Annotated in this window: 23 protein-coding genes and 2 tRNA genes; 17 read left to right on the top strand and 8 right to left on the bottom strand. The window is 42.2% G+C overall.

The genetic code is table 11. The features are described 5' to 3' along the window. The first annotated feature begins 88 nt into the window (after positions 1 to 88). From mnmA to VJH67_03900, 14 genes are all read left to right on the top strand, one after another. Positions 89 to 1,198 (top strand): tRNA 2-thiouridine(34) synthase MnmA, encoded by a 1,110-nt coding sequence (gene mnmA, locus VJH67_03965; protein ID HEY4516313.1) that lies wholly within the window; start codon positions 89 to 91, stop codon positions 1,196 to 1,198. A gap of 19 nt (positions 1,199 to 1,217) precedes the next feature. After that, positions 1,218 to 2,051 (top strand): restriction endonuclease, encoded by an 834-nt coding sequence (locus VJH67_03960; protein ID HEY4516312.1) that lies wholly within the window; start codon positions 1,218 to 1,220, stop codon positions 2,049 to 2,051. Between the two features lie 2 nt (positions 2,052 to 2,053). Then, the gene (locus VJH67_03955; GenBank protein ID HEY4516311.1) at positions 2,054 to 2,791 is read left to right on the top strand and encodes a PD-(D/E)XK nuclease family protein; all 738 of its coding nucleotides are present in this window, start codon (positions 2,054 to 2,056) and stop codon (positions 2,789 to 2,791) included. Between the two features lie 7 nt (positions 2,792 to 2,798). Then, positions 2,799 to 3,053 (top strand): MGMT family protein, encoded by a 255-nt coding sequence (locus tag VJH67_03950; protein ID HEY4516310.1) that lies wholly within the window; start codon positions 2,799 to 2,801, stop codon positions 3,051 to 3,053. Between the two features lie 11 nt (positions 3,054 to 3,064). Then, positions 3,065 to 3,673 carry a uracil-DNA glycosylase gene (locus tag VJH67_03945; GenBank protein ID HEY4516309.1) on the top strand — a complete coding sequence of 203 codons (609 nt, stop codon included), beginning with the start codon at positions 3,065 to 3,067 and terminating at the stop codon, positions 3,671 to 3,673. Positions 3,674 to 3,750: 77 nt separating this feature from the next. Continuing rightward, entirely contained in the window at positions 3,751 to 4,206 is a 456-nt protein-coding gene (gene greA / locus VJH67_03940) for a transcription elongation factor GreA (GenBank protein ID HEY4516308.1), read from the top strand. Positions 4,207 to 4,210: 4 nt separating this feature from the next. Next, on the top strand, positions 4,211 to 5,755 hold the full coding sequence (gene lysS, locus VJH67_03935) for a lysine--tRNA ligase (protein ID HEY4516307.1): 1,545 nt from the start codon (positions 4,211 to 4,213) through the stop codon (positions 5,753 to 5,755). 194 nt (positions 5,756 to 5,949) lie between these two features. Further along, positions 5,950 to 6,387, top strand: coding sequence for a division/cell wall cluster transcriptional repressor MraZ (mraZ, locus tag VJH67_03930; GenBank protein ID HEY4516306.1), 438 nt, complete (start codon positions 5,950 to 5,952; stop codon positions 6,385 to 6,387). A gap of 18 nt (positions 6,388 to 6,405) precedes the next feature. Beyond that, complete coding sequence (rsmH, locus tag VJH67_03925) at positions 6,406 to 7,311, top strand: 16S rRNA (cytosine(1402)-N(4))-methyltransferase RsmH (protein HEY4516305.1); 906 nt, start codon at positions 6,406 to 6,408, stop codon at positions 7,309 to 7,311. Continuing rightward, the gene (locus VJH67_03920; GenBank protein HEY4516304.1) at positions 7,308 to 7,622 is read left to right on the top strand and encodes a hypothetical protein; all 315 of its coding nucleotides are present in this window, start codon (positions 7,308 to 7,310) and stop codon (positions 7,620 to 7,622) included. Before rsmH ends, VJH67_03920 begins: the two co-directional genes overlap by 4 nt. Positions 7,623 to 7,643: 21 nt before the next feature. After that, the gene (locus VJH67_03915) at positions 7,644 to 9,362 is read left to right on the top strand and encodes a penicillin-binding protein 2 (GenBank protein HEY4516303.1); all 1,719 of its coding nucleotides are present in this window, start codon (positions 7,644 to 7,646) and stop codon (positions 9,360 to 9,362) included. Beyond that, the gene (murF, locus tag VJH67_03910) at positions 9,346 to 10,674 is read left to right on the top strand and encodes a UDP-N-acetylmuramoyl-tripeptide--D-alanyl-D-alanine ligase (protein ID HEY4516302.1); all 1,329 of its coding nucleotides are present in this window, start codon (positions 9,346 to 9,348) and stop codon (positions 10,672 to 10,674) included. Before VJH67_03915 ends, murF begins: the two co-directional genes overlap by 17 nt. Positions 10,675 to 10,706: 32 nt before the next feature. Further along, positions 10,707 to 10,778: transfer RNA gene (locus VJH67_03905), tRNA-Glu, on the top strand. A 53-nt stretch (positions 10,779 to 10,831) separates the two neighbouring features. Beyond that, positions 10,832 to 11,095, top strand: coding sequence for a hypothetical protein (locus tag VJH67_03900; protein HEY4516301.1), 264 nt, complete (start codon positions 10,832 to 10,834; stop codon positions 11,093 to 11,095). 8 nt (positions 11,096 to 11,103) lie between these two features. Here the strand turns inward: VJH67_03900 and VJH67_03895 are convergent, their stop codons facing one another. Further along, on the bottom strand, positions 11,104 to 11,652 hold the full coding sequence (locus VJH67_03895; GenBank protein ID HEY4516300.1) for a hypothetical protein: 549 nt from the start codon (positions 11,650 to 11,652) through the stop codon (positions 11,104 to 11,106). A gap of 78 nt (positions 11,653 to 11,730) precedes the next feature. Further along, entirely contained in the window at positions 11,731 to 12,093 is a 363-nt protein-coding gene (locus tag VJH67_03890) for a hypothetical protein (GenBank protein ID HEY4516299.1), read from the bottom strand. A 71-nt stretch (positions 12,094 to 12,164) separates the two neighbouring features. Here VJH67_03890 and VJH67_03885 point away from each other — a divergent pair, with 71 nt between their 5' ends. Continuing rightward, a complete protein-coding gene (locus tag VJH67_03885; protein HEY4516298.1) occupies positions 12,165 to 12,722 on the top strand; it encodes a hypothetical protein in 558 nt (185 codons plus the stop codon). Between the two features lie 55 nt (positions 12,723 to 12,777). Here VJH67_03885 and miaA read toward each other — a convergent pair whose 3' ends face one another. Then, complete coding sequence (miaA, locus tag VJH67_03880) at positions 12,778 to 13,698, bottom strand: tRNA (adenosine(37)-N6)-dimethylallyltransferase MiaA (GenBank protein ID HEY4516297.1); 921 nt, start codon at positions 13,696 to 13,698, stop codon at positions 12,778 to 12,780. Positions 13,699 to 13,763: 65 nt separating this feature from the next. On the opposite strand from miaA, the gene VJH67_03875 reads away from it, so the two are divergent. Next, positions 13,764 to 14,090 (top strand): FAD-binding protein, encoded by a 327-nt coding sequence (locus tag VJH67_03875; protein ID HEY4516296.1) that lies wholly within the window; start codon positions 13,764 to 13,766, stop codon positions 14,088 to 14,090. 43 nt (positions 14,091 to 14,133) lie between these two features. Here the strand turns inward: VJH67_03875 and VJH67_03870 are convergent. Next, positions 14,134 to 14,214, bottom strand: a tRNA-Leu gene (locus tag VJH67_03870). A gap of 99 nt (positions 14,215 to 14,313) precedes the next feature. Here VJH67_03870 and VJH67_03865 point away from each other — a divergent pair. Beyond that, positions 14,314 to 15,405: a ParB/RepB/Spo0J family partition protein gene (locus tag VJH67_03865; GenBank protein HEY4516295.1), complete on the top strand. Its 1,092-nt coding sequence runs from the start codon at positions 14,314 to 14,316 to the stop codon at positions 15,403 to 15,405. 9 nt (positions 15,406 to 15,414) lie between these two features. Here the strand turns inward: VJH67_03865 and topA are convergent, their stop codons facing one another. The 4 genes from topA to cysS all read right to left on the bottom strand — a co-directional run bounded on the left by topA (position 15,415) and on the right by cysS (position 21,435). Then, positions 15,415 to 17,631 carry a type I DNA topoisomerase gene (gene topA / locus VJH67_03860; protein ID HEY4516294.1) on the bottom strand — a complete coding sequence of 739 codons (2,217 nt, stop codon included), beginning with the start codon at positions 17,629 to 17,631 and terminating at the stop codon, positions 15,415 to 15,417. Positions 17,632 to 17,742: 111 nt separating this feature from the next. Continuing rightward, positions 17,743 to 18,294 (bottom strand): hypothetical protein, encoded by a 552-nt coding sequence (locus VJH67_03855; protein ID HEY4516293.1) that lies wholly within the window; start codon positions 18,292 to 18,294, stop codon positions 17,743 to 17,745. Between the two features lie 517 nt (positions 18,295 to 18,811). Beyond that, positions 18,812 to 19,930, bottom strand: coding sequence for a hypothetical protein (locus VJH67_03850; protein HEY4516292.1), 1,119 nt, complete (start codon positions 19,928 to 19,930; stop codon positions 18,812 to 18,814). A 71-nt stretch (positions 19,931 to 20,001) separates the two neighbouring features. Beyond that, complete coding sequence (cysS, locus tag VJH67_03845) at positions 20,002 to 21,435, bottom strand: cysteine--tRNA ligase (GenBank protein HEY4516291.1); 1,434 nt, start codon at positions 21,433 to 21,435, stop codon at positions 20,002 to 20,004. Between the last annotated feature and the right edge of the window lie 77 nt (positions 21,436 to 21,512).

Below are 21,512 nucleotides of genomic sequence, written 5' to 3'. Positions count from 1 at the left end.
ACGAATTGCACAAGCTTTTCTCATATTGCTCTCCGTGTGGGGCTAGTTGCCCGAATTGAAATCCGAGTGTATTATAGCATAATTGAGTATGAAAAGTCAAGCAGTAAAAAATAAGGGAGGGGATAAAGGGAGGGTATTCGTGGGCCTTTCTGGGGGGGTGGACAGTGCTGTGAGTGCCGCCTTATTGAAGCAGGGAGGCTATGAGGTCACTGGAGTCTTTATAAAAGCATGGACGCCTCCAGGTTATGTATGTACCTGGAGAGAAGATAGGCGTTCGGCTATGCGAGCGGCAGCTATTTTGGATATCCCTTTTGTAACTTTGGATCTAGAAAAAGAATACAAGAAAGAAGTTGTGGATTATATGATCGATGAGTATAAAAAGGGTAGGACTCCGAATCCCGATGTCATGTGCAATAAAGAAATAAAGTTTGGCGCATTTTTAGATTGGGCAATAGGCAAAGGCGCTGATTTTGTAGCAACAGGGCATTACTGTATAAAGCACGAAATTCGAAATTCGAAATTCGAAATATTAGAAGCGAAGGACAAAAACAAAGATCAATCATATTTCCTCTGGACACTAACCCAAGAACAACTTAAACATATTGTATTTCCTGTGGGCCATCTACAAAAAGAGGAGGTAAGGAAATTGGCTAAAAAATTCAAACTACCCCAAGCCGTGAGGAAGGATAGCCAGGGCTTGTGCTTCCTTGGTCAAATCGACATGAAAGAATTTCTTTCTGGATATATTGAACAAAAACAGGGCAATACACTAAATGAAAAGGGAGAAGTGATAGGACGCCACAGAGGGGCAGTATTTTTTACGATAGGCGAGCGTCATGGTTTTACCGTTACTAAAAAATTATCTAATGACAAAGCTTTGTATGTGGCTTCAAAAAATATAAAAGAAAACACTATCACTGTAAGCTCTAAAATTACAACGGATTTAAAATGTAAAGAGGGTGACCCTCTGTACATAAGATTAGAGCAGATCAACTGGATTACGGATCTAAATAAATTTAATTTGAGAAGTTTACACTGTAGATTGAGGTATAGGCAGAAGAAAATAAAATGCCAAGTAGAAATAGTAAAAAAAGGACAGGTAAGTGTAAAGTTGGGAGAAGATACCTATATTTCACCAGGCCAATCTTTAGTATTTTATGACGGAGAAAAGTGTTTGGGAGGAGGCATTTTAGAGTAACGTATGAGATAATGGTAAAGTGAAAAAAGAAGTGGAGATCATTAAATCAACAGGAGAAAGGCAACTTTTCGACAGTGAAAAACTAACGGCTTCGCTCATGCGAGCGAAAGCCACCCCTGATCTTGCAGAAAAGATCACAAAAGATATAGAAGCTGAGTTGCACGACGGCATGAGCACCAAAGAAATATATAGTCACGCTTTCGATATGTTGGCGCGACAAATGAAACATGTGGCAGTAAAGTACTCCTTGCGTAAAGCTATCATGGAGCTTGGACCTTCCGGATTTCCTTTCGAACGATTTGTAGCTGAAATATTCAAATCAAAAGGGTATCAGACAGAGACCGATGTCGAACTTCTAGGAGAATGCATCCCTCATGAGGTCGATGTAGTAGCCTGGAATGAAAATAAGCTTATTATTGTTGAAGCCAAATTTCACAATGAACTCGGTATAAAATCGGATGTAAAAGTAGTGCTTTATATAAAAGAGCGTTTCGATGACTTAGAAAATATATATTTCGATTATGGCGGTAAAAGAAAAGTGGATGAAAGCTGGTTGGTAACCAATACCAAATTCTCAGTACAGGCCATACATTTTGCTGAATGCAAAAACATGAAATTAATAGGTTGGAATTACCCGAAGGAAGGCAACTTGCAAGATCTGGTGGAACACGCTGGTCTCCACCCGATTACTTGTCTACACAGCATTTCAAACGTCGAAAAACAAATGCTTTTGGGCGCTGGTATAGTATTATGCAAAACTGTAGCCCTTGACCCGCAGCTCGCAATCGATGTAGGCATACACACAGAGAAAGTGAAGAAGATGGTCAAAGAGATAGCGGAGATTCATAATTAATTATGGCTTTTTATAGAAAAAAATTATACGACCCACGTTCGAGCGAGCCTTTCAGGATAAGTCGTTCAAAAATAGATCTCTTCATAGAATGCCCGAAGTGTTTTTATTTGGATAGGAGGCTGGGGGTATCGAGACCACAGGGTTTTCCATTTAACTTGAACAGCGCGGTCGACACTTTGCTAAAAAGAGAATTCGATATGCATCGAAAACAAGGAACTCCGCATCCACTCATGGATAGTTATGGAGTAGACGCTGTACCTTTTGAACACAAAGATATGGATACATGGAGAGATGCTTTTAAAGGAGTCGAGACTTTCCACAAGTCCACTAATTTTATAGTTTTTGGTGGGGTTGATGACGTGTGGCAGAATAATAAAGGAGAAAAGGAACTGATAGTAGTCGATTATAAAGCGACTAGTAAAACCGAAGAGGTAAATCTTGATGCAGAATGGCAAAATGGTTATAAGAGACAAATGGAAGTATATCAGTGGCTCTTCCGACAAAATAATTTTAAGGTTTCTGACACTGGCTACTTCGTATACGCCAATGGTAAACGTGATAGAGAAGCTTTCGATGGTAAGCTCGAATTTGATATTAAACTTATTCCTTACACTGGCTCCGATTCGTGGATTCCAGAAACACTTACCGACATGAAAGCTTGCCTTGATTCTGAATCTACGCCTCGCAAATCACCGAATTGTGAATACTGTGCATATATAGAGTCGGTAAACAACACGTAGTAGACTGATGAAATCTTTCAAAGAAAAAGTGTATGAAGTGGTGAAGAAAATTCCTAGAGGGAAGATGCTGACATATAAGGAAGTAGGAATGAAAGCAGGGAGTCCAAATGCCTATAGAGCAGTCGGTAACATAATTTCTAAAAATTATGACCCGAAAATTCCATGCCATCGGGTAATCGGTTCGGACGGCAAAATGCACGGTTATAATCGTGGTATTAAAAACAAAGTTAAAATTTTGAAAAAAGAAGGATATCTGAAATAATCTAAATACGTATGGACACTATAGAAGAGCGAAAGGAAGCTTTGAGAAAAATAAAAGACGAGGTGATAGCTTTAAAAAAGTCGCCTTTATATACATTTAGAATAGAAAATAAAAATTTACCAGTAATAGGAGAAGGGGATCATTTTGCAAAAATTATGTTTATCGGTGAGGCTCCAGGAAGAAACGAAGCTAAAACTGGGAGACCTTTCTGCGGGGCGGCAGGTAAAATATTTGATGAACTTTTGGCTTCAGCCGGAATAAAAAGGGAAGATGTTTATGTTACAAACATAGTGAAGGATAGGCCCCCTCAAAATCGTGACCCCTTACCAGAAGAAATAGAACTTTACGGACCATTCCTCGACAGGCAAGTAGAAATCATCCAGCCAAAAGTGATAGCCGGGCTCGGCAGGTATTCGAGTAACTATGTAATGCAAAAATTTGGCCTTGAATTTGAGCTGGAGCCCATAGGCAAGATGCATGGTAAAGTTTTCGACACCAGGACAAGCTACGGAGCAATAAAAGTGATCCCTCTTTATCACCCGGCTGTAGCTGTGTATAACTCACACACCAAAGATACCTTGAAAGCTGACTTTGAAGTGCTTATACAGTTTAAGAGCTAAGCGGGATTGACAATCGTAAAAATTAGTATAGTATAGTGTTAATTATAGAAGATGGGAGCGGGAATAATGGAAGGATAATGGAATATTTAACCCAAGAAAAATACGATGAGCTCGTGAAAGAGCTCGATTATTTAAAGAAAATTAAGCGCAAAGAAGTTGCGGAAAGTTTGAATTACGCAAAATCTTTGGGCGACCTTTCTGAAAACGCCGAATACCATGAAGCTCGTGATGCTCAAGCTGCAGTGGAAGACAGAATAAACCACATTGAATCTATTCTAAAAAATGCAAAAATCGTTTCCACTCACTCAACCGACTCTGTCAGTGTCGGCTCGGTAGTGACTGTCAAAAAAGAAGGTGACGATGAGAAAAAAACTTATACTCTGGTGGGAGCCGAGGAGGCTGACATCGCAAGTGGCAAAATATCGGTTACCTCCCCATTCGGCCAAGCTATCATGGGCACCAAAAAAGGCTCTTCTTTCACTTTCAATGCCCCCAAAGGCCCTATCGCTTACAAGTTGGTTGATATAAAATAGCAGTGTGAGACTAGATATCGACAAAGTAAATCTTTCTGATAAAAATTGGACTGAATTAGCCGTAGAAAAAGTCCTAGAAATATTCCCGAAAGAAACAATATACACCTGCGCCGCCGGAATAAGTCCTTCAGGCACAGTGCATTTTGGTAACTTTAGAGACGTGGTAACCTCTTACGCTGTATTCGAAGCGCTAAAAAATAAAGGGTTCATCACCAGATGTATTTTCTCTTGGGATAATTTTGATCGCTTAAGAAAGATACCGGCTAACGCGCCAAAAGATTTTGAGAAATACATAGGTATGCCGTTATCGAAAGTACCAAGTCCAGAATCCGGATTCGAATCTTACGCTGATTATTTCCAGAAACCTTTTGAGGAAGCTATGCTTTCTCTCGGTATAGAACTTGAATATAGATATCAGACCAAAGAATATGAAAGTGGTAGGTACGATCAGTTTTTATTTTTAGCTTTAAATAAAAGGAAAGAAGTAGCTAAAATTCTTCTTTCTTTTATGACTGATAAAGGTAAGAGTGAGGGGGGTATAGTGGAATCGGAATATATAGAAAAATATTATCCTATTTCAGTCTATTCTCGTTTTACCGGAAAAGATGTAACACAAATATTAGGATTCGATGGTGAATCAACAGTGGAGTACAAATGCATCGAAACGGGAAACATAGAAAAAGTAGACCTGTCTAAAAATAGAATCGCTAAGCTTGCGTGGAAGATAGATTGGCCAATGCGATGGGGAATAGAAAAAGTGGTATTTGAACCAGGAGGCCATGATCACGCTTCTCCTGGGAGTAGTTATGATGTAGCAACAGAAATCGCTCAAAAAATATTCAATACCAAAGAACCTGTTTTCGCGGAATATAAATTTGTAGGCATTCAAGGTTTAGGGGCAAAGATGTCGGGTTCAAAAGGTAATGCTATATCTCCGGCAGAATTACTAGAGATATATGAACCAAAACTTTTAAAATGGCTCTACCTTAGAAAGAGGCCAGATCAAGCTTTTAGTTTGGCTTTTGATACCGAGATTTATCGCCAATATGATGAATTCGACAAAGAACATGGAGGAAACTCGATCCCTTTTAAACAGGCAGTAGCCCTAGGGCAAATGACTCAATGGAATATTGAGAAAATTAAAAAACTTTGTCTGGATTTAAAAGTAAATTATGATGAACACTCGATAGTAATACGCATACCCAAAGCTAAAAATTGGCTTTTAAAATACAATCAAGATGAGCTTTTAGTACTTAGAGATTCTCTAAATAAAGAATACCTATCGACTATGAATGAAAAATCTATAGATCAGGTTAAAAAATTAAGAACAGAATTAGAAAATAGTCAAAATTCGATCGAAGAACTTGAACACTTGGTATATTCAATACCCAAAGATCCAGATCTCACTGATAAAGAAAATGCTCCGGCTCAAAAAGAATTTTTTAAACATGTTTACAATCTCCTCATCACCAAAAACCAAGGTCCACGCCTTTCGACCTTCCTCTGGGCCATTGATCGTAAAAAAGTCCTCGAATTATTAAGCATTTAACTCGATAAATAACATATGGGCTTATTCGCCCGAGTAAGGCGTATATTGCTTTTTATCAGAACTGTTACGTACTGCTCAAAAGGCAGTATTTTGTGGATAAGTGTGTTTCGAGGTGTAAGAGGGTGGTATAGAATGGTGTTAAGTGGGAAGAAGTGGAAAATTATAAATTAAGGAAATAGAGAGTAAAAAATTAAATGCTGATAGGTGAATACACTCACACCATAGACGATAAAAACAGAGTGTCTTTACCTGCTAAGTTTCGAGGGATTTTAGGAAAGAAACTGGTAGTCACCCCAGGCTTGGATAACTGCCTTTTTACATTCACCGCCAAAGAATGGGAAAGGGTAGCCAAAAAACTTTCAGAAAATGCGTCGATGCTCTCAAGTGATATGCGTAGCTTCACCCGCTATATGTTTGCTGGAGCTTACGAAGCAGAGGTCGATTCGATAGGCAGGATCCTTATCCCTGACTTCCTTCGAGACAGAGCTGGACTCAGAGGCAAAGTGGTGATGATAGGAGTCCAGAATCGAGTCGAAATATGGGGTGAGAAGAATTGGCAACAGTATCGCAAGGTTGTCGAGAAAGAAGCTCTCGGCCTGGCCGAGAAACTTTCGGGGCTTGGAATTATGTGAGGCTAGTTGGATGAATTTATGACTCACATACCTGTTCTTTTAAAAGAATCCTTGGAGATTCTAAACATAGAGGAAGGCGATATTTACCTCGACGCCACCCTCGGCAATGGCGGCCATAGCGAAGAGGTATGGAAAAGATTCCCCAAAAAAGTGACACTCGCAGGAATCGATGCCGATAGCGACGCAGTAGAAGTAGCCAAAACAAGATTAGAACTCTTGGAAGCAAGGCCGAAGCTTGCGGTGCTGAATTTCAGAAACATCGATAAGGTTACTGAGATTTTAGAAATTGGAAATCCCGATAAAATACTTTTTGATCTCGGATGGAACAGGAGCCAATTTGAGGCGCCAGCTGGCGGAGTGGGTAGGGGATTCAGTTTTCAGAAGGACGAACCTCTACTCATGACCTTTTCTACCGACTCAAAAGGAGCCCCGTTCACAGCAGAAACAATCGTGAACGAGTGGCAGGAAGAAAATTTGGCGACCGTCATCGAAAGTTACGGTGAAGAAAAATTTGCCAGGCACATCGCCAAAACAATCGTCGAGAAAAGAACGGTCGGAAAAATAAAGACAACAGGAGAATTAGTACAGATTATAAAACAAGCCACCCCTACTTGGTATCACTTTAGGAGAATCCACCCAGCTACTCGCACCTTCCAAGCTTTGAGAATAGCGGTGAACGATGAATTGCGAGCATTGGAGGAAGGATTGTCGAAGGCTTTCGAAATTTTGAAACCAGGAGGAAGGATCGCTGTCATTTCTTTCCATAGCTTGGAGGACAGAATAGTCAAAAGATTATGGAAAGAGTTGAGAGAAAAAGAAGGGGCAAATATTTTAAATAAGAGACCGATTATAGCAAGTGAGGAAGAAATAAAAGAGAATCCACGAGCAAGAAGTGCCAAACTAAGAGCAATAGAAAAAATATGAGATCAAAAATAATAGCAATAAAAGAAAGTCCGCTTACTCTCTACGCCCTTATCACCGGTATTCTACTTTCGGCTATATTTTATATTTATTGTGTCAACAGCTCGGTACGCAATGTGGTAGCTCGTGAGGCGATAGAGACGACACTTACAAGCTTGCAAAATGCAGTAAGTGAGCTCGAGTATAAATACATAGAAAGTGAGAATGGTTTGACTATAAATAGAGCTTATAGTTACGGCTTAAATGAACTCCCAAACAAAATTTTCATTTCAAAAACACCATCTGGGAAAACTCTCTCTTTGAATCAGCAATAAATACTGTATTATCTATTGTAAATGTCGCACAGCCATTCGATCCGAATACGGGTAATAGGAGTAACTGTGATTTTATGTGCCCTTGGTATACTTTTCAGGCTTTATTTCCTGCAAATAGTCTACGGCGGTAACTTTACAGAGCGAGCTGACAGGCAGTATATAAACACGAATACTACTCCCTACGATCGAGGGAATATTTACTTCGAATCCAAAATGGGAGAGCTCGTACCCGGTGCCCTCACACGTTCAGGCTTTACCTTAGCCATCCACCCATCCTTGATTGAAAATCCGGAAGAGATGTTCCGCAAACTTTCAGACCTTGTAAACATCGATCGGGCCGATTTTACGGCACGCGCTTCAAAATATGACGATCCCTATGAAGAAGTGGCGAGGAAAATAAATAGTGAGACGGCAGAAAAAATAAAAAATCTTAATTTAAAAGGCATCGTCCTCTCTCAAGAGAAATGGCGTTTCTACCCCGGCAATGAGCTCGCAGCACAGACTCTTGGTTTTGTTTCCTATAACGAAAATGAGTTGGCTGGTAGGTACGGCCTAGAAAGATACTACGAGGACGTGCTAAGAAAAGATCCGTCCCAGGTTTACAACAACTTTTTCGCTGAACTTTTTTCAAATATACAGGAAACAGTTGGCGGCAACTCACAAGGCGACCTCGTGACCACGATCGAACCTTCGACCCAATCATTCCTTGAATCCAAGCTATCAGAAATACGGGACACTTGGCAGAGCGAGAGCGCGGGGGGAATAGTGATCGACCCCATGACTGGAGCTATATATGCTATCGCTTACAACCCAACTTTCGATTTGAATAGTTTTCAGTCGGAAAAAAATCCTCACATCTATAGCAACCCCCTAGTAGAGAATGTTTTTGAAATGGGCTCCATTATAAAAGCTCTCACTATGGCAAGTGGGCTTGATTCGGGAGTAGTGAAGGCAGATAGTACTTACAACGACCTCGGAGCACTCACTTTAAACGGCAAAAAAATAAGTAACTACGATGGTAGGGGACGTGGAATAGTAAGTATGCAAGAGGTACTGAATCAATCCTTAAACACCGGAGCAACATACGTTGCCCTCAAAATAGGCAACGAAAAATTTTCTGAATATATGAAAAGTTTTGGAATCGGCACCGAAACTGGCATTGATATACCAAACGAGACCAAAGGACTCATCACAAACCTTGAAAGTCCGCGAGAAATAGAGATGGCCACAGCCTCCTACGGTCAAGGCATAGCTATGACACCGATAGAAACAGCTAGAGCACTGTCAGCGCTTGGTAATGGCGGCTACCTCGTTACTCCTCATATAGTGAAGAGGGTTCAATATGACAATGGTTTATTTAAAAAATTTACATTCGAACAAGGCAAGCAGGTGATTTCCAAAGAAGCTTCGACTGAAATCACTCGCATGCTTATAAAAGTAGTGGATGAAGCTTTAGCCGGGGGGAAAGCTAAGTTGGAAGGATATAGTATCGCGGCTAAAACCGGTACCGCTCAAATGTCGGACGAAGGCCGTTCAGGATATGTCGATGGTAAATACTTGCACTCTTTCTTTGGTTATTTTCCAGCTTATAATCCGAAGTTCTTAATATTTCTCTTCCATACATATCCAAAAGGTGTAAAATACGCTTCTGAAACACTAACTGAACCGTTCATGGAGATAACCAAATTTTTAATTAATTATTACGAAATTCCACCCGATAGAAATGAAAAATCTATTTAAAAAAATTGTAGTTTCAATACTAACTTGGGAAGCGAGACTCCTGCTTAATCATCACAATCCTAAAATTATAACGGTGACAGGAAGCGTGGGTAAGACATCGACTAAAGATGCTATACATACCATAGTCGCTTCAAAATCCCATACCAGAAAAAGTGAAAAAAGCTTCAACAGTGAGATAGGGGTACCCCTGACTATTTTAGGATTAAAAAATGCTTGGTCAAATCCGTTCAGGTGGGCATGGAACATAAAACTAGGATTTTGGAGAATTTTCTTTTCTAAGAATTATCCAAAAATTCTAGTGCTAGAAGTAGGGGCGGATCAAAAAAATGACATTAAAAATATTGTAAGTTGGGTAAAACCTGACATATCAGTAATCACCGCCTTAGCCGAAGTGCCTGTGCATGTGGCCAATTTTGCTTCGCCTGAAGAAGTGTGGGCAGAAAAAGGAAGATTAGTAGAAGCCCTAGGCCAAGACGGAGTTGCCATACTTAACGGCGATGATAAAAGAGTGTTAGAGATGAGGAATAAAACAAAATCCAGAATAATAACTTATGGCATCCAAGATGGGGAAGAAAGTTTTACAATTCCCGACATTATAGCGACCAAGCCGGAAATCGCGTATAGCAAGGAAGGTAAAATCACAGGAACAAATTTTAAAATAGATTACAAAAATGAAATACATAAGTTCAAAATAGACGGAGCTTTCGGTGAAGGGCATGTTTACTCTCTTCTCGCCGCCGCAAGCGTAGGTATCGCTCTTGGAATGCAAATGGAAGAAATACAAAAAGCTTCTGAAAGCATAGTAACTCCTCCTGGAAGAATGAGGATTTTAAAAGGAATAAAAGGAAGTACTGTTATCGATGACAGTTACAATTCTTCTCCTGTAGCAGCAAGGCTTGCTTTAAAAACACTTGGGGAAATAAAAACTACAGGGCCTGAGGGAATGTCCCGAAGGATAGCCTGTTTAGGAGATATGAGAGAGCTGGGTGAATTTGCAATAGAAGAACACAAGAAAATAGGTAAGTTAGTAAAAGATGTAGCTGATATTTTGATTACCGTAGGCCCCCTGTCACGCTTCGTCGCTCTAGGTTCTTTGGAAAATGGGATGGATGAAAATAATATTTTTCAATTTGAAAATAGTAGGGAAGCGGGCAAGTTCCTACAGGGAATAATAAAAGAAGGCGACATCGTTCTGGCTAAAGGCTCCCAAAACACCATCCGCATGGAGTGGCTAGTGGAAGAAATCATGGCGGAACCAGAAAGAAAAAAGGAACTCCTGGTACGACAGGATAAGGAATGGCAAAATCATTAAATTCGTGTTATGGTTTTTGTGCAATTACAAACGGCCCTATCGTCTAACGGTTAGGACGGAGCCTTCTCAAGGCTCAAATCAGAGTTCGATTCTCTGTAGGGTCACATTCAGAGACATGTTATAATGGAGTATATTACAAAATTAACAAAAAGATCATATGTCTGAACAAGGACCAGAACAAATACAAGAAACTCCGGATCAGAAAATTTTAAAAAATGTAATCACAGAGTGGAGAACGGGAGCTGGGGCAGGAATTGTCACACCATCAATACTTAGTGTGCTCGAAAATTTAATGGCGGTTCATCAAGAAAAAGTTACTGTTGATGGTGCGTGCGACGCTCTCGATTCTCTTTCTAGAGTTGCACTTAAAATTAAGGAGACCCTGAAATCAGAACAAGGAAAAGTAAACCTTGAGTCATAAAAACAATCCTAACGATGACGGAAGAGGATTTGAGTTGAGATGATGGCGACTATAATAACGGATAGATAAACGATCATGATAGAAGAGTAGGAGTATGGAAGTATTTTGAGGGAACCGAGGATGATGGCCGATGTCCAGGAAACAAAGGAAAGGGCACCACTTGCGAGGAGAAGGGGGCGATGTCGCATGAATTCGTCGGAGGAGGGAAAATGGTGGCCGACGTGGCGTTCAATGCGAGGCAGGTGCGACATGTGGAATACAATTCCATTGAGTAGGATGACTCCCACGATTGTCATCTTGGTTAAAAATTTGGAAGAATTTAAATAAGTTTCCGTATCAGTCAAAAATATACCAATACCAGAAATAATAAGGAGGGTAAGACCAAACCATACAAACCGACTACCGATTTTAAGGAATCTTAATTCCGTTTTACTTACTTTCTCATCCTTCACTGTACTGAAAAACATAGCATCACTCAAATAGGCGCCTCCAGCTCCAGTCACCACACCTAGAAGGTGCACTATGGTAAGCAAAGTCTTCACATCTAAAAATTCCATACTTTTATTTTAACTTATTTTAACAGAAAACCCGCCGTGTATGCGGCGGGTCTGTGGGGTAGGAGCTACCTGGGCTAGTTAGACCCAAGTGTAGAGCACGAGGGCGCTGATATGACCATCAAATTGGAGGCTGTGAACATTCCAGCCTTTCACTGCACCCGCTCCCGGACAAGGAGGGTACTTTGTGTGTTCCTTCTGGGCGTAGAGATACGCCGCCACTTCGATCGCCGTATAACCTCGACCTGAAAGTGACGCGGCTTCAGGCAAATGTTTACCGGTAAGATACATCACTCCGATGTTCTCGGCGTCCTGAATCGGTGCCCAGTGAGTAAAACGTTTGTTTTTGTCACCCAGCACATATCGCAAAGCCATGACGATGTGGCTCTGGCTAGTGCAGTTGTCGATGACCGTCTGTGAAGACGGAAATTCTGTCGTCTTCATAGGCGAAATCCTCCATATAGTTTATATCATATCCACAGTATCAAGTCACATCCATTTTTCAATAAAACAACATGTTAAAATATTATCAGTTCTCTCGTCCCCAAAAGGGCAGAGGCAGATCCTTAGTTTTTGGAGGACGCAACTTGATCTACACTCAAAAGAAGTTTTTTGAAATCCATGACCAGCTAGCGTGGATTCTGAACAATGTTTCTCCCATGGAACGGATTCGGGGCGGTTTTTTCATGGTAGCAAATCCAGTAAATGGAGTAGCCTTATTCACAACCATCACTGGAGAAATACATTCGAACAAGGTAGCCGCTCTATCTGGAGCAGTCGCTGAAGAAGCGGCCCAGCTTGCTGCAAACCCTGGACAGGACACGAGTTTCCTCTGTCTAACGGGTAATCCACAGAAAGAAGTAGCCAGTGCGATCCGCACAAGAGGATTCATTTTCTCTCTTGCGGGTGGTCCTCGAGAAACTTGTGAGGCGATACTATTTTGCCTCGCTTGTAGGCTCGACCAGATCACGCTGAAAGAGGCCGAGGGACTCGCACTGCTGACCAGTAACCAACAGTTTGCAAGAATCTGGAAAGCAGTACCTACGGAAATTCAAGAACCACTGTTCGCCTAGAACCCGCTCCCAGTTCAAGGCAAAACCCCTCGCTCCGGCTGAAAAGCCGGAGCATCTATTTTATAAATTTTTTAACTTCAGATTTCATCTTTGAGATATTAGGTGGAAGCCAGATTATTTTTTTGTCCCCGCCTCCTTGACGGACAGTCCTTTTAAACCAGGTCATCTGCCTCTTAGCATACTGCCAAGTCTCTATCTGTATCCTATCTATTAATTTTTCTTTGGTGATTTTATTTTGTAAATATAGAGCGACAAGACGATACTCCAATCCAATTTCTTCCATCCGTTTCCAGGAAAGACCTCCTTTATGCAAATTTTGAACTTCTTTTACTAAACCCTTTTTCATCCACCCCCCGATCCTCTTATTTATCTTTTCTTTTAAATTCTTCTCTTCTATTTTGATCCCAATTTTCAACACATTGTATTTCAATGTGTTGCCCCGCGAAACTCGACCAGAGGGAGATGTAGAGTGGGGGCCAGCTAATGCTATTTCTATCGCTCGAATAAGTCTTCTAGGATTTTTAGCATCGATATTCCCAGCTCTCTCTGGGTCTAAGTTTCTCAAGATATTGAATAGTTCTGCTACAGGTTTGCTTTCAAGTTGTTTGCGTAGTTTGGGGTTGGGTGGTACCTCAGGGATATTAATTTTGCCAAGTAGAGCATCTATATAAAGCCCTGTGCCGCCGCAAATAATAGGAAGCTTGTTTTTCTTTAAAATTTTGTCTATTGCTTTATCTGCCAGTTTTTTATAATCAGAAACAGAAAACTGTTTTTTAAGGCTCACAACATCAAGTAAGTAGTGGGGGACACCCTGCATCTCTTTCTTGGTAATTTTGCCGGTACCAATATCCAGCCCCTTATACACCTGCCTCGAATCAGCCGAAACAATTTCTCCATTAAATTGTTTGGCCAACTCGACAGCCACCTCACTTTTGCCCGATGCCGTGGGGCCGAGAATCACTAGTATTTTTTGCATAGAAGTTTATCTTGAAAAAGATTAGTATATACTTATGATTATAATTGTAAATTCATTATGAAAATATGACCACTGAGCCCGACCAACCGTATAAAACTAGTGGGAATTTTTCTCCTCACGATTTTGATCAAAGTGATTTTGGTGGAATATATCGCGGTGTACCCAAAATCACTGAATCACCCACGAATATAGAAGAACTTGCCAAAATACTAAAGGGCTATCACGATCGTGATATTGCTGTAAAAATCAGAAATACAGGACATTCTACTAACGGACAAACCATTACCAATGGAGTCCAAATTAGCTTGAGTAATATCCAAAATACTTATTTTGATGAGGAAAAAATGGAAGTTACTGTGGGAGCCGGTGTTAGTTGGGATCTTTTATACTAGGCCTCCTGCTCACAGTATAGCAGGTTACGTAGTGTTTGTCAAGTGCCGGAGGAGAGACTTGAACTCTCACACCTTGCGATACACGATTTTGAGTCGTGCGCGTCTACCATTCCGCCACTCCGGCTTTGTCCCGCCATAGCTCGAGCAACAGCGGACTTACTTTAGACTTTACCATTTTTCAAATTATTCTGCTATAATTTTTCTATAATTACACAAATTATTTATGTCACAGTTTTATAATGATTCTATATTTTGGGTCGAGGTGGATAAAATAAAACCAAACCCATACCAGCCAAGGAAAGAATTTGACCCAGTGGCTCTGCAGGCCCTGGCTGATTCGATAAAACAATATGGTGTACTCCAAGCACTTGTAGTCACCCGCAAAGAAAACTTTCGAGAGGACGGTCTTAAAGTAGAATATGAATTGATCGCAGGAGAGAGGCGCCTACGAGCATCGAGGCTCGCAGGCCTAAGAGAGGTGCCAGTACTCATACGAGCAGGGGAGGAAAACGACCTGATGAAACTCGAGCTTGCTATCATCGAAAATGTGCAAAGAGAAGATTTGAACGCAGTCGAACGCGCCAGAGCTTTCAAAAAACTAGTGGACGAATTTGGTTTCAAACACATCACTATCGCTCAGAAAATAGGCAAGAGTAGAGAATACGTATCGAATACCTTACGCCTACTTTCCCTTCCGGAAGAAATACAAAATGCTGTTTCAGAAGGAAAGATTACCGAAGGCCATACTAGACCACTCCTCATGCTCTCGGACAGGCCACAGGAACAATCAGTTCTGTTCAAAGAAGTACTTTACAAAAAAATATCAGTGCGCGAAGCCGAGCTTATCGCTCGCAAAATCGCTGTGGAAAGAGCTCGTGTTATTACTCCAGAAATGGATCCGGTCGTTTTCGAATTTGAAGAAAAGTTTTCTGAAAGTCTAGGTACCCGTGTGCAGATAGAAAGGAAAAAAACGGGGGGTAAGCTGATGATCGACTTCTTTTCATACGACGACCTTAATGCAATATTCGAACTCCTAAAAAATAAAAAGGCTAGTAGCAGGAATGAGATGATGGAGAGATATGAGGAGAGTGAGAAGTCAAAAGTTCATAAAGTTGAAAGTCAGAATATAGAACCCAAAAAAGAGGAGGAGGTAGATAAAATTGAAATAGCTACGACGGCCGAGGATGACAGGACTCCTGAAGATATAAAGAAAGACGATAACACTCTAATACCCAACGCCGCATCTCCTGGTGGTCGAGCTTCGCTGGGCAAGGAAGATCAAGATATTTACTCCGTCAAAAATTTCTCTTTATAGTAGAGGAAGCTAACTTTCTTCCTTCTTTGCAAATCTACCACGGCGGAATTTTTTGGGTTCAGAGAATATTTCTAGAGCTCGTTCAAATGTGACTTTATAAACGTCGTCTTCTTTTAGAGATCTAAAATCTTTCTCATGTACGACATATGGGCCGAAGCGCCCAATATTGGCTGAGATTGGTTTGCCAGTTTCGGGGTGATTACCGAGTAAGCGGGGGAGAGAGAGGTAATGTAAAGCTTCTTCCACTGTTACCTCATGAGGATTCTTCTCTTTCGGAATACTGGCCATTCTTAATTTTTCCTTCTTTCCTTTTTCCTTTTTTCCTTTCTCACCCAACTGTACATATGGCCCAAACCTGCCGTCCATGACATATATAGGCAAATCTGTTGTTGGGTCCACCCCAATAGGTTTGGCTTCCTCTATGATTTCTCCGAGTATCGTCCGCATACCTTTACAATCTGGGAAAGTCTCGCAAGACATGAATTTGCCTCCGCGACCGAGCTTAATTACCATGCCTTTGCCACAAATAGGGCATTTAATTTGGGGATCTACGTCGCCCAGAGTAGTCAGTTTATCTATTTTATCTTTACTCTTCACATCCTTCAGAAATGGCCCATAGAATTCGCGCAGGGTCGGCTCATATTTCCTTTTACCTAGGGCTATATCATCCAGCTCATCTTCCATATCGGCGGTGAAAGTGTCACCAATGTATTTTTCGAAATTATTTTCCAAGAAAGTAGAGACGACGTCGCCAGTGTCCGTCGGCTTCAAAGCCTTACCATCTTTCTCCACATAACCTCTATCCACAATAGTTTTAATAGTAGAAGCGTAAGTAGAAGGGCGGCCGATACCTCTTTTCTCTAATTCTTTAATTAAACCTGCTTCACTGTAACGACCTGGTGGCTCTGTCTGCTTACCTTCACTTCCTATATTTAAAAGATTGAGAGAATCCCCAGCTTTCATTTTTGGCAATTCCACATCTTCTCCGCGAGCTTTTATATCTGCTAAGAGCCAACCAGGGGAGACGACTCTTTGGCCATTGGCTGCAAAATCAGGAATACCAAGGGTGACCCTTGGTTCCCCGACATTCGCAAGCACCCTCGTCCTCATCATCTCTGCGTCTTGCATTTGGCTGGCGACGGTTCGGGACCAAATGAGGTTGTATAACTTTTTCTGTTCATCGTTTATACCCGCAGAATCCTTGCTGAAATCTGTCGGTCTTATTGCCTCATGGGCTTCTTGTGCGTTTTTGGATTTGCTTGTGAATTTCCTGGCTAAAAATAATCCTTTGCCAAATTTTTTCTCCACGATGTTATTTATCTGGGAAATAGCATTGCCCGACAAAGTGATAGAGTCAGTTCTCATGTAAGTTATGAGGCCTGATTCATAAAGTTTCTGGGCAATACCCATAGTTCTCGAAGGAGCGAAACCGAGCCTACTTGAAGCAGCTTGTTGTAATGTAGAAGTAATAAATGGTGGCCGTGGACTTCTTTTCACCTGACTTTCTTCCACGCTCACCACTCTCCATCCATTGTTCTTTCCTGTCTCTACGATACTGGCTGCTTCTTTTTCTGTTTTCGGCTCTTCAGTGCAAGTAAATAAAATTTCTTCTTTTTTTTCTGTAGAAAGTTTTGCCGTTACCACCCAATATCCTTCCGGTTTGAAAGCGCGGATTTCGCGCTCACGTTCCATTATAATGCGCAAAGCGGGGGATTGGACGCGCCCAGCGGATAAGCCATATCGCACCTTTTTCCAAATTAAACCAGATAAATCATAACCGACGAGCCTGTCCAGAACTCGCCTGGCTTCTTGAGCTTCCTTTAAATTTTCATCTATATCTCGTGGGTGTTTGAAGGCTTCTTCCACAGCTTCCTTCGTAATTTCATGATAAGTAACTCTTTTAATATCTTTCCTTTTTTCCTTCTTTCCTTCAGTAATAATCTCTGAGAGGTGCCAAGCAATAGCTTCTCCCTCACGATCGGGGTCTGTCGCGAGCAATATTTCATCTGCCTTTTTTGCAGCCGCTTTTATTTCAGCTACCACTTTTTCTTTGCCTTTACTTATTTCGTAATGGGGGATGAAGCCACCAGGGATATCGATAGCTTTTTTGTTACTCTTTGGTAAATCCCGCACATGCCCAATACTCGCGAGCACTTTATACTCGCTTCCCAAATACTTGGAAATTGTTTTCGATTTCGCTGGTGATTCTACGATAACAAGTTTCATTTTAATTTAAATACAAAAATTTTATTACAAAACTAAGAGTAATGTAAAAATATTAAAAAAGCAAAAGCTTCGGCATCTTGGAGGACGCCGAAGCTTTCCATCCGCTCGCGTTCACTTTAGGTACTTCTCTCGAAGTTTGCGGATTCCTTTCTCGGGAATCTCATCTCGCACCTCTTTGTCCCTCGTGATGAGAGACTCGAGAAACGAGATCATTTTGGAAAAACTCGTCAGGTCGGTAAAACCCGAACCGGTCGGCGATCCTGTAACGAAGGTCGGTAAACTACACCTGCCTCCTTCTACGGACTCACCGTTCTCAAGCTTCTCGAAAATGTTTCTCGCAAGGATCCCCGCAAATACTCTGCGTACCCTTGCGGCGGCTTGGGCCGTCACTCCGAGCGCGGCCATTTCCCCTGGTCGCCTCATTGCATGATTTTCAACCCACCTTATAGCCGCGTGAGCAGAGACCAAGTTACAGGTCTCAAGATCTCTCGGATTAAAATCCGTGAAAATCAATACGAAAAGGCCGACCGCGCTGTCAAACTCCTTTTTCGCGATTTTGTCATTCGCTCGATCTAAAGCGACGACATCTATCCTTGCTTGAGCCACGACGGGCACCAAACAAAGACTAGAAAGAACTGCGAGTGCTACTAATCTCACTATCATAGGATCTTCTCTCCAGGTTCAATTTAACACTTTCTAGTGATACTCTCAATATAAATAAACATTCAGCGGTCGGAGCATCACACTCCGACCGCTGGTAAAAGCTTTACCCATAATTCCGGCGCCGATAGATCCCGCGCTCTCCCTTGGGGATACGGCATTTGGGACCTCTCTTAAGCCGGTGGGAATGACTGCGCCCCCGTTTCTTCGAACGTCTGGCGTCTGCAATCTTGTTTCTGTCCTTCTCCACGGGTTTCTGGTTGTAGAACCAATCCCTCACTTTTGACCTCCTTTCTCTTGTGTTTATTTTGACTGTGTCGAAACGCCGCACAACTTGAAAGCGTTATAGCGACGCAAAGAAAAACAATGTCCGGTATGTACCCTTCCACTTGCCCCTCCGCAAAACGAGTTTGACCGCCACATCTTTTTAAATTAAAGCACACCTCACTAGTTTTATCAAACGTAAACCGCCCGGGACTCTGGTTGAGTCCCGGGACGGGATTGTGGTGCGTGGTCTCCGCTACCGTTCGCCCCCGATGAATACTCGGTTGCGACGAGGTAGATCGGCAGCCAGGTGGACGAGAGGTTCATTTCTGCCCATGGCCGCCGCGACAGTGTCGTAACGGGGATCGTAATCAGGCTCCCCATACTTCTGAACATCCGCGGCGGTTGCCTGGACGATAGGAGTCTGGAGACGAATCTGCAGGCCGTTTTGATCGAGAGTCGGAGTGAAAGTGAGCCCGTCACCGCCGATCATCTGCGACCACGCGCCGTTGGCACATGCCCACAGGACGAATCGGTGAACACGTTGCCCGGTCGGGATGTGTTCCATGAGGGCCCGCACAGCAGGAGTGTCGGTAAACACTCTCTCCTGCGGATCGATGCCGTCATATTGGACCATCCCAGTCCCGTTGAGAACACCGCGGACGATCTCTCCGATCACCCGGTATTCCCGAGGTTTCGAATCCGGGACGAAGCTCGCCGCGGCCACATCCTGCAGTAGGCCAGTAGCGACTTCGATTCGATCCACCGCACGGATCTGCTCCATTCCGCCTTCGATGACAGGAGGACCAGCTTCAGCGGGATGGTCGCGCTCCCAATTGAGCGCTTCCAGCCGATTTGTCCGATCTCTCTTGACTTCAATAATAACGAAAATCGTAAGAACCACGACAAACAGGAAGAACACACCCAAAAGAATGGAATCACTAACGATTGGCGGAGTATCGATCGCCGCTTCGTTAGAAGTTGCGTTCGTACCACCCTCGTTCCTCGCGCCGTCGGACTTGACTACTTCTTCCGCGATCAGTGGAACGTATGCTTTCATCCCCGGAGGGACGAAGAAGCATTCACCGAGGTTCATGGCGTAGAACACCATTCCCTTCTTAGTAAACTCGCGTTCGGCTTCCTGTAACACCACATTCTTGGGGTGGGCAAGAGCCTCACGCCAACGCGAACCGACGATGTGCCACAAGGCGTTCACGTCTTTGGGGACGTAGCCCATGAAGCAATAAGTGCCTCCGGTCGGGTTGTCCCCGCCGGCCGGCTCGATGATCGGGATGTTTTCCGGCGCTTCTTGTGCCACTAGGGTAACCCCTACGAGTAGCACAAGCAAAAACAACACCTGCAAAAGACGATTCATGTTTCCCTCCTGTAGACTGACAAACTACCTATCCTCTAGTATTATAGCAAATTAATAATCATCCGTCAAGTTTATTGGGCAATAGTAGAGAGAGATCTTAAAATAAGACTAGAATTGCCCGTGTCTTTTACCATAAAACCGGCATGCTCAATTTTGTCGCGCAATTCATCGGAGAGTTTATAATCATTGTTTTTGCGAGCCTCATCACGTTGTTTTTGTAAATCTTTTATTTCATCAGGGATTTCCCGAATCTGTTCTGCTAATTTTTTTATGTTTAAACCCAAAACCTGATCCATTTTATTTATAGTTTCTTTGTCATTTATTTCTTGAAGCAAAGCAATAGCAACGGGAGTATTGAGATCATCTGCAATAGCTTCAGAAAAACTAAAGATGACCTTTGGTTCGCCTTCGGCAATTCCGGAACCAAGGGTCATCCTTGGTTTTTCGGCATATTCCGCGACGATTTTTTCAAGCGCCACCTGCGCTCCCTCCACAGCTTCCCAGGTAAAATTGCTTGGGGTGTTGTAGCGGCTAGTCAAAAGCCAGTAGCGGTAAGAGAGCGGGTGGATGCCGCGTTCTTTGAGGTCAGAAAGGTAGAGCACGTTGCCAGTCGATTTTGAGAGTTTCGTGTCGTCAATGCGAATATGTTCGCGGTGCAGCCAGAAGCGGGAGAAAGGGGATTTGCCCGACGCCGCTTCGGCCTGAGCGATTTCATTATTGTGATGTACACCTATGTGTTCGATCCCTCCGGTATGGATATCAATCTGCTCACCGAGCAAAGCAAAAATCATAGCGGTACATTCGATATGCCAACCCGGGAAGCCTCGGCCCCATTTGCTCTCCCAACCTAATTCCTGTTTCCCTATGTCAGACATCGGGGGAACCTCTGAAATTTTCCATAAAACAAAATCTTTAGGGTTTTTCTTTTCCAGATTTTCACTAATCCTTGCTTGCCCCGCGAAGTCTTTGACGGAGTGGGGGCCGAGCTTGCCATAATTTGGGAACTTTTCCGTATCAAAATAAACTCCATCACTAATAATATAAGCGAGACCTTTTTCTTCTAATTTTTCTATTAGTTTTTTTTGCTCTTCTATATAGTCAGATGCAAAAGGAAAGTGGGAAGGTTTCTTGATATTAAGTTGTTCCAGATCGGCTTTGAAAATGTCCGCATACTTTTTGGCCAGCACTTTCATATTCTCCATATTTATTTCTAGACCTTCAGCTTTCAAACCTTTAGTCATTTTATCTTCCCCTATATCGGCATTACCTTCGTTGTCACCAGAAAGGTGTCCGAAGTCAGTAATATTTATCACTTGATTTACTTTATAATCAAAATACTCAAAAGTTCTTCGCAAAACATCGGTGAAAACAAACATGGAGAGGTTGCCAATATGCTGCCTACCGTAAACTGTCGGTCCGCAGTGATACATACTGACTGTGCCATCAGATATTGACGAGAATCTTTCCTTCTCTCCCGTAAGTGTGTTCTGAAGTTTGATATCCATCTTAATTTTCAATTTTTAATTTAAAATTTTTAATCAATGACTAAATTTAGGAATTTCCAAACATTAACACATTAATA

The organism is Candidatus Paceibacterota bacterium (assembly GCA_036517255.1).
GTDB lineage: Bacteria > Patescibacteriota > Minisyncoccia > Phycocordibacterales > WO2-35-19 > DATDXE01.
This window is presented reverse-complemented; position numbering and strand designations above follow the sequence as displayed.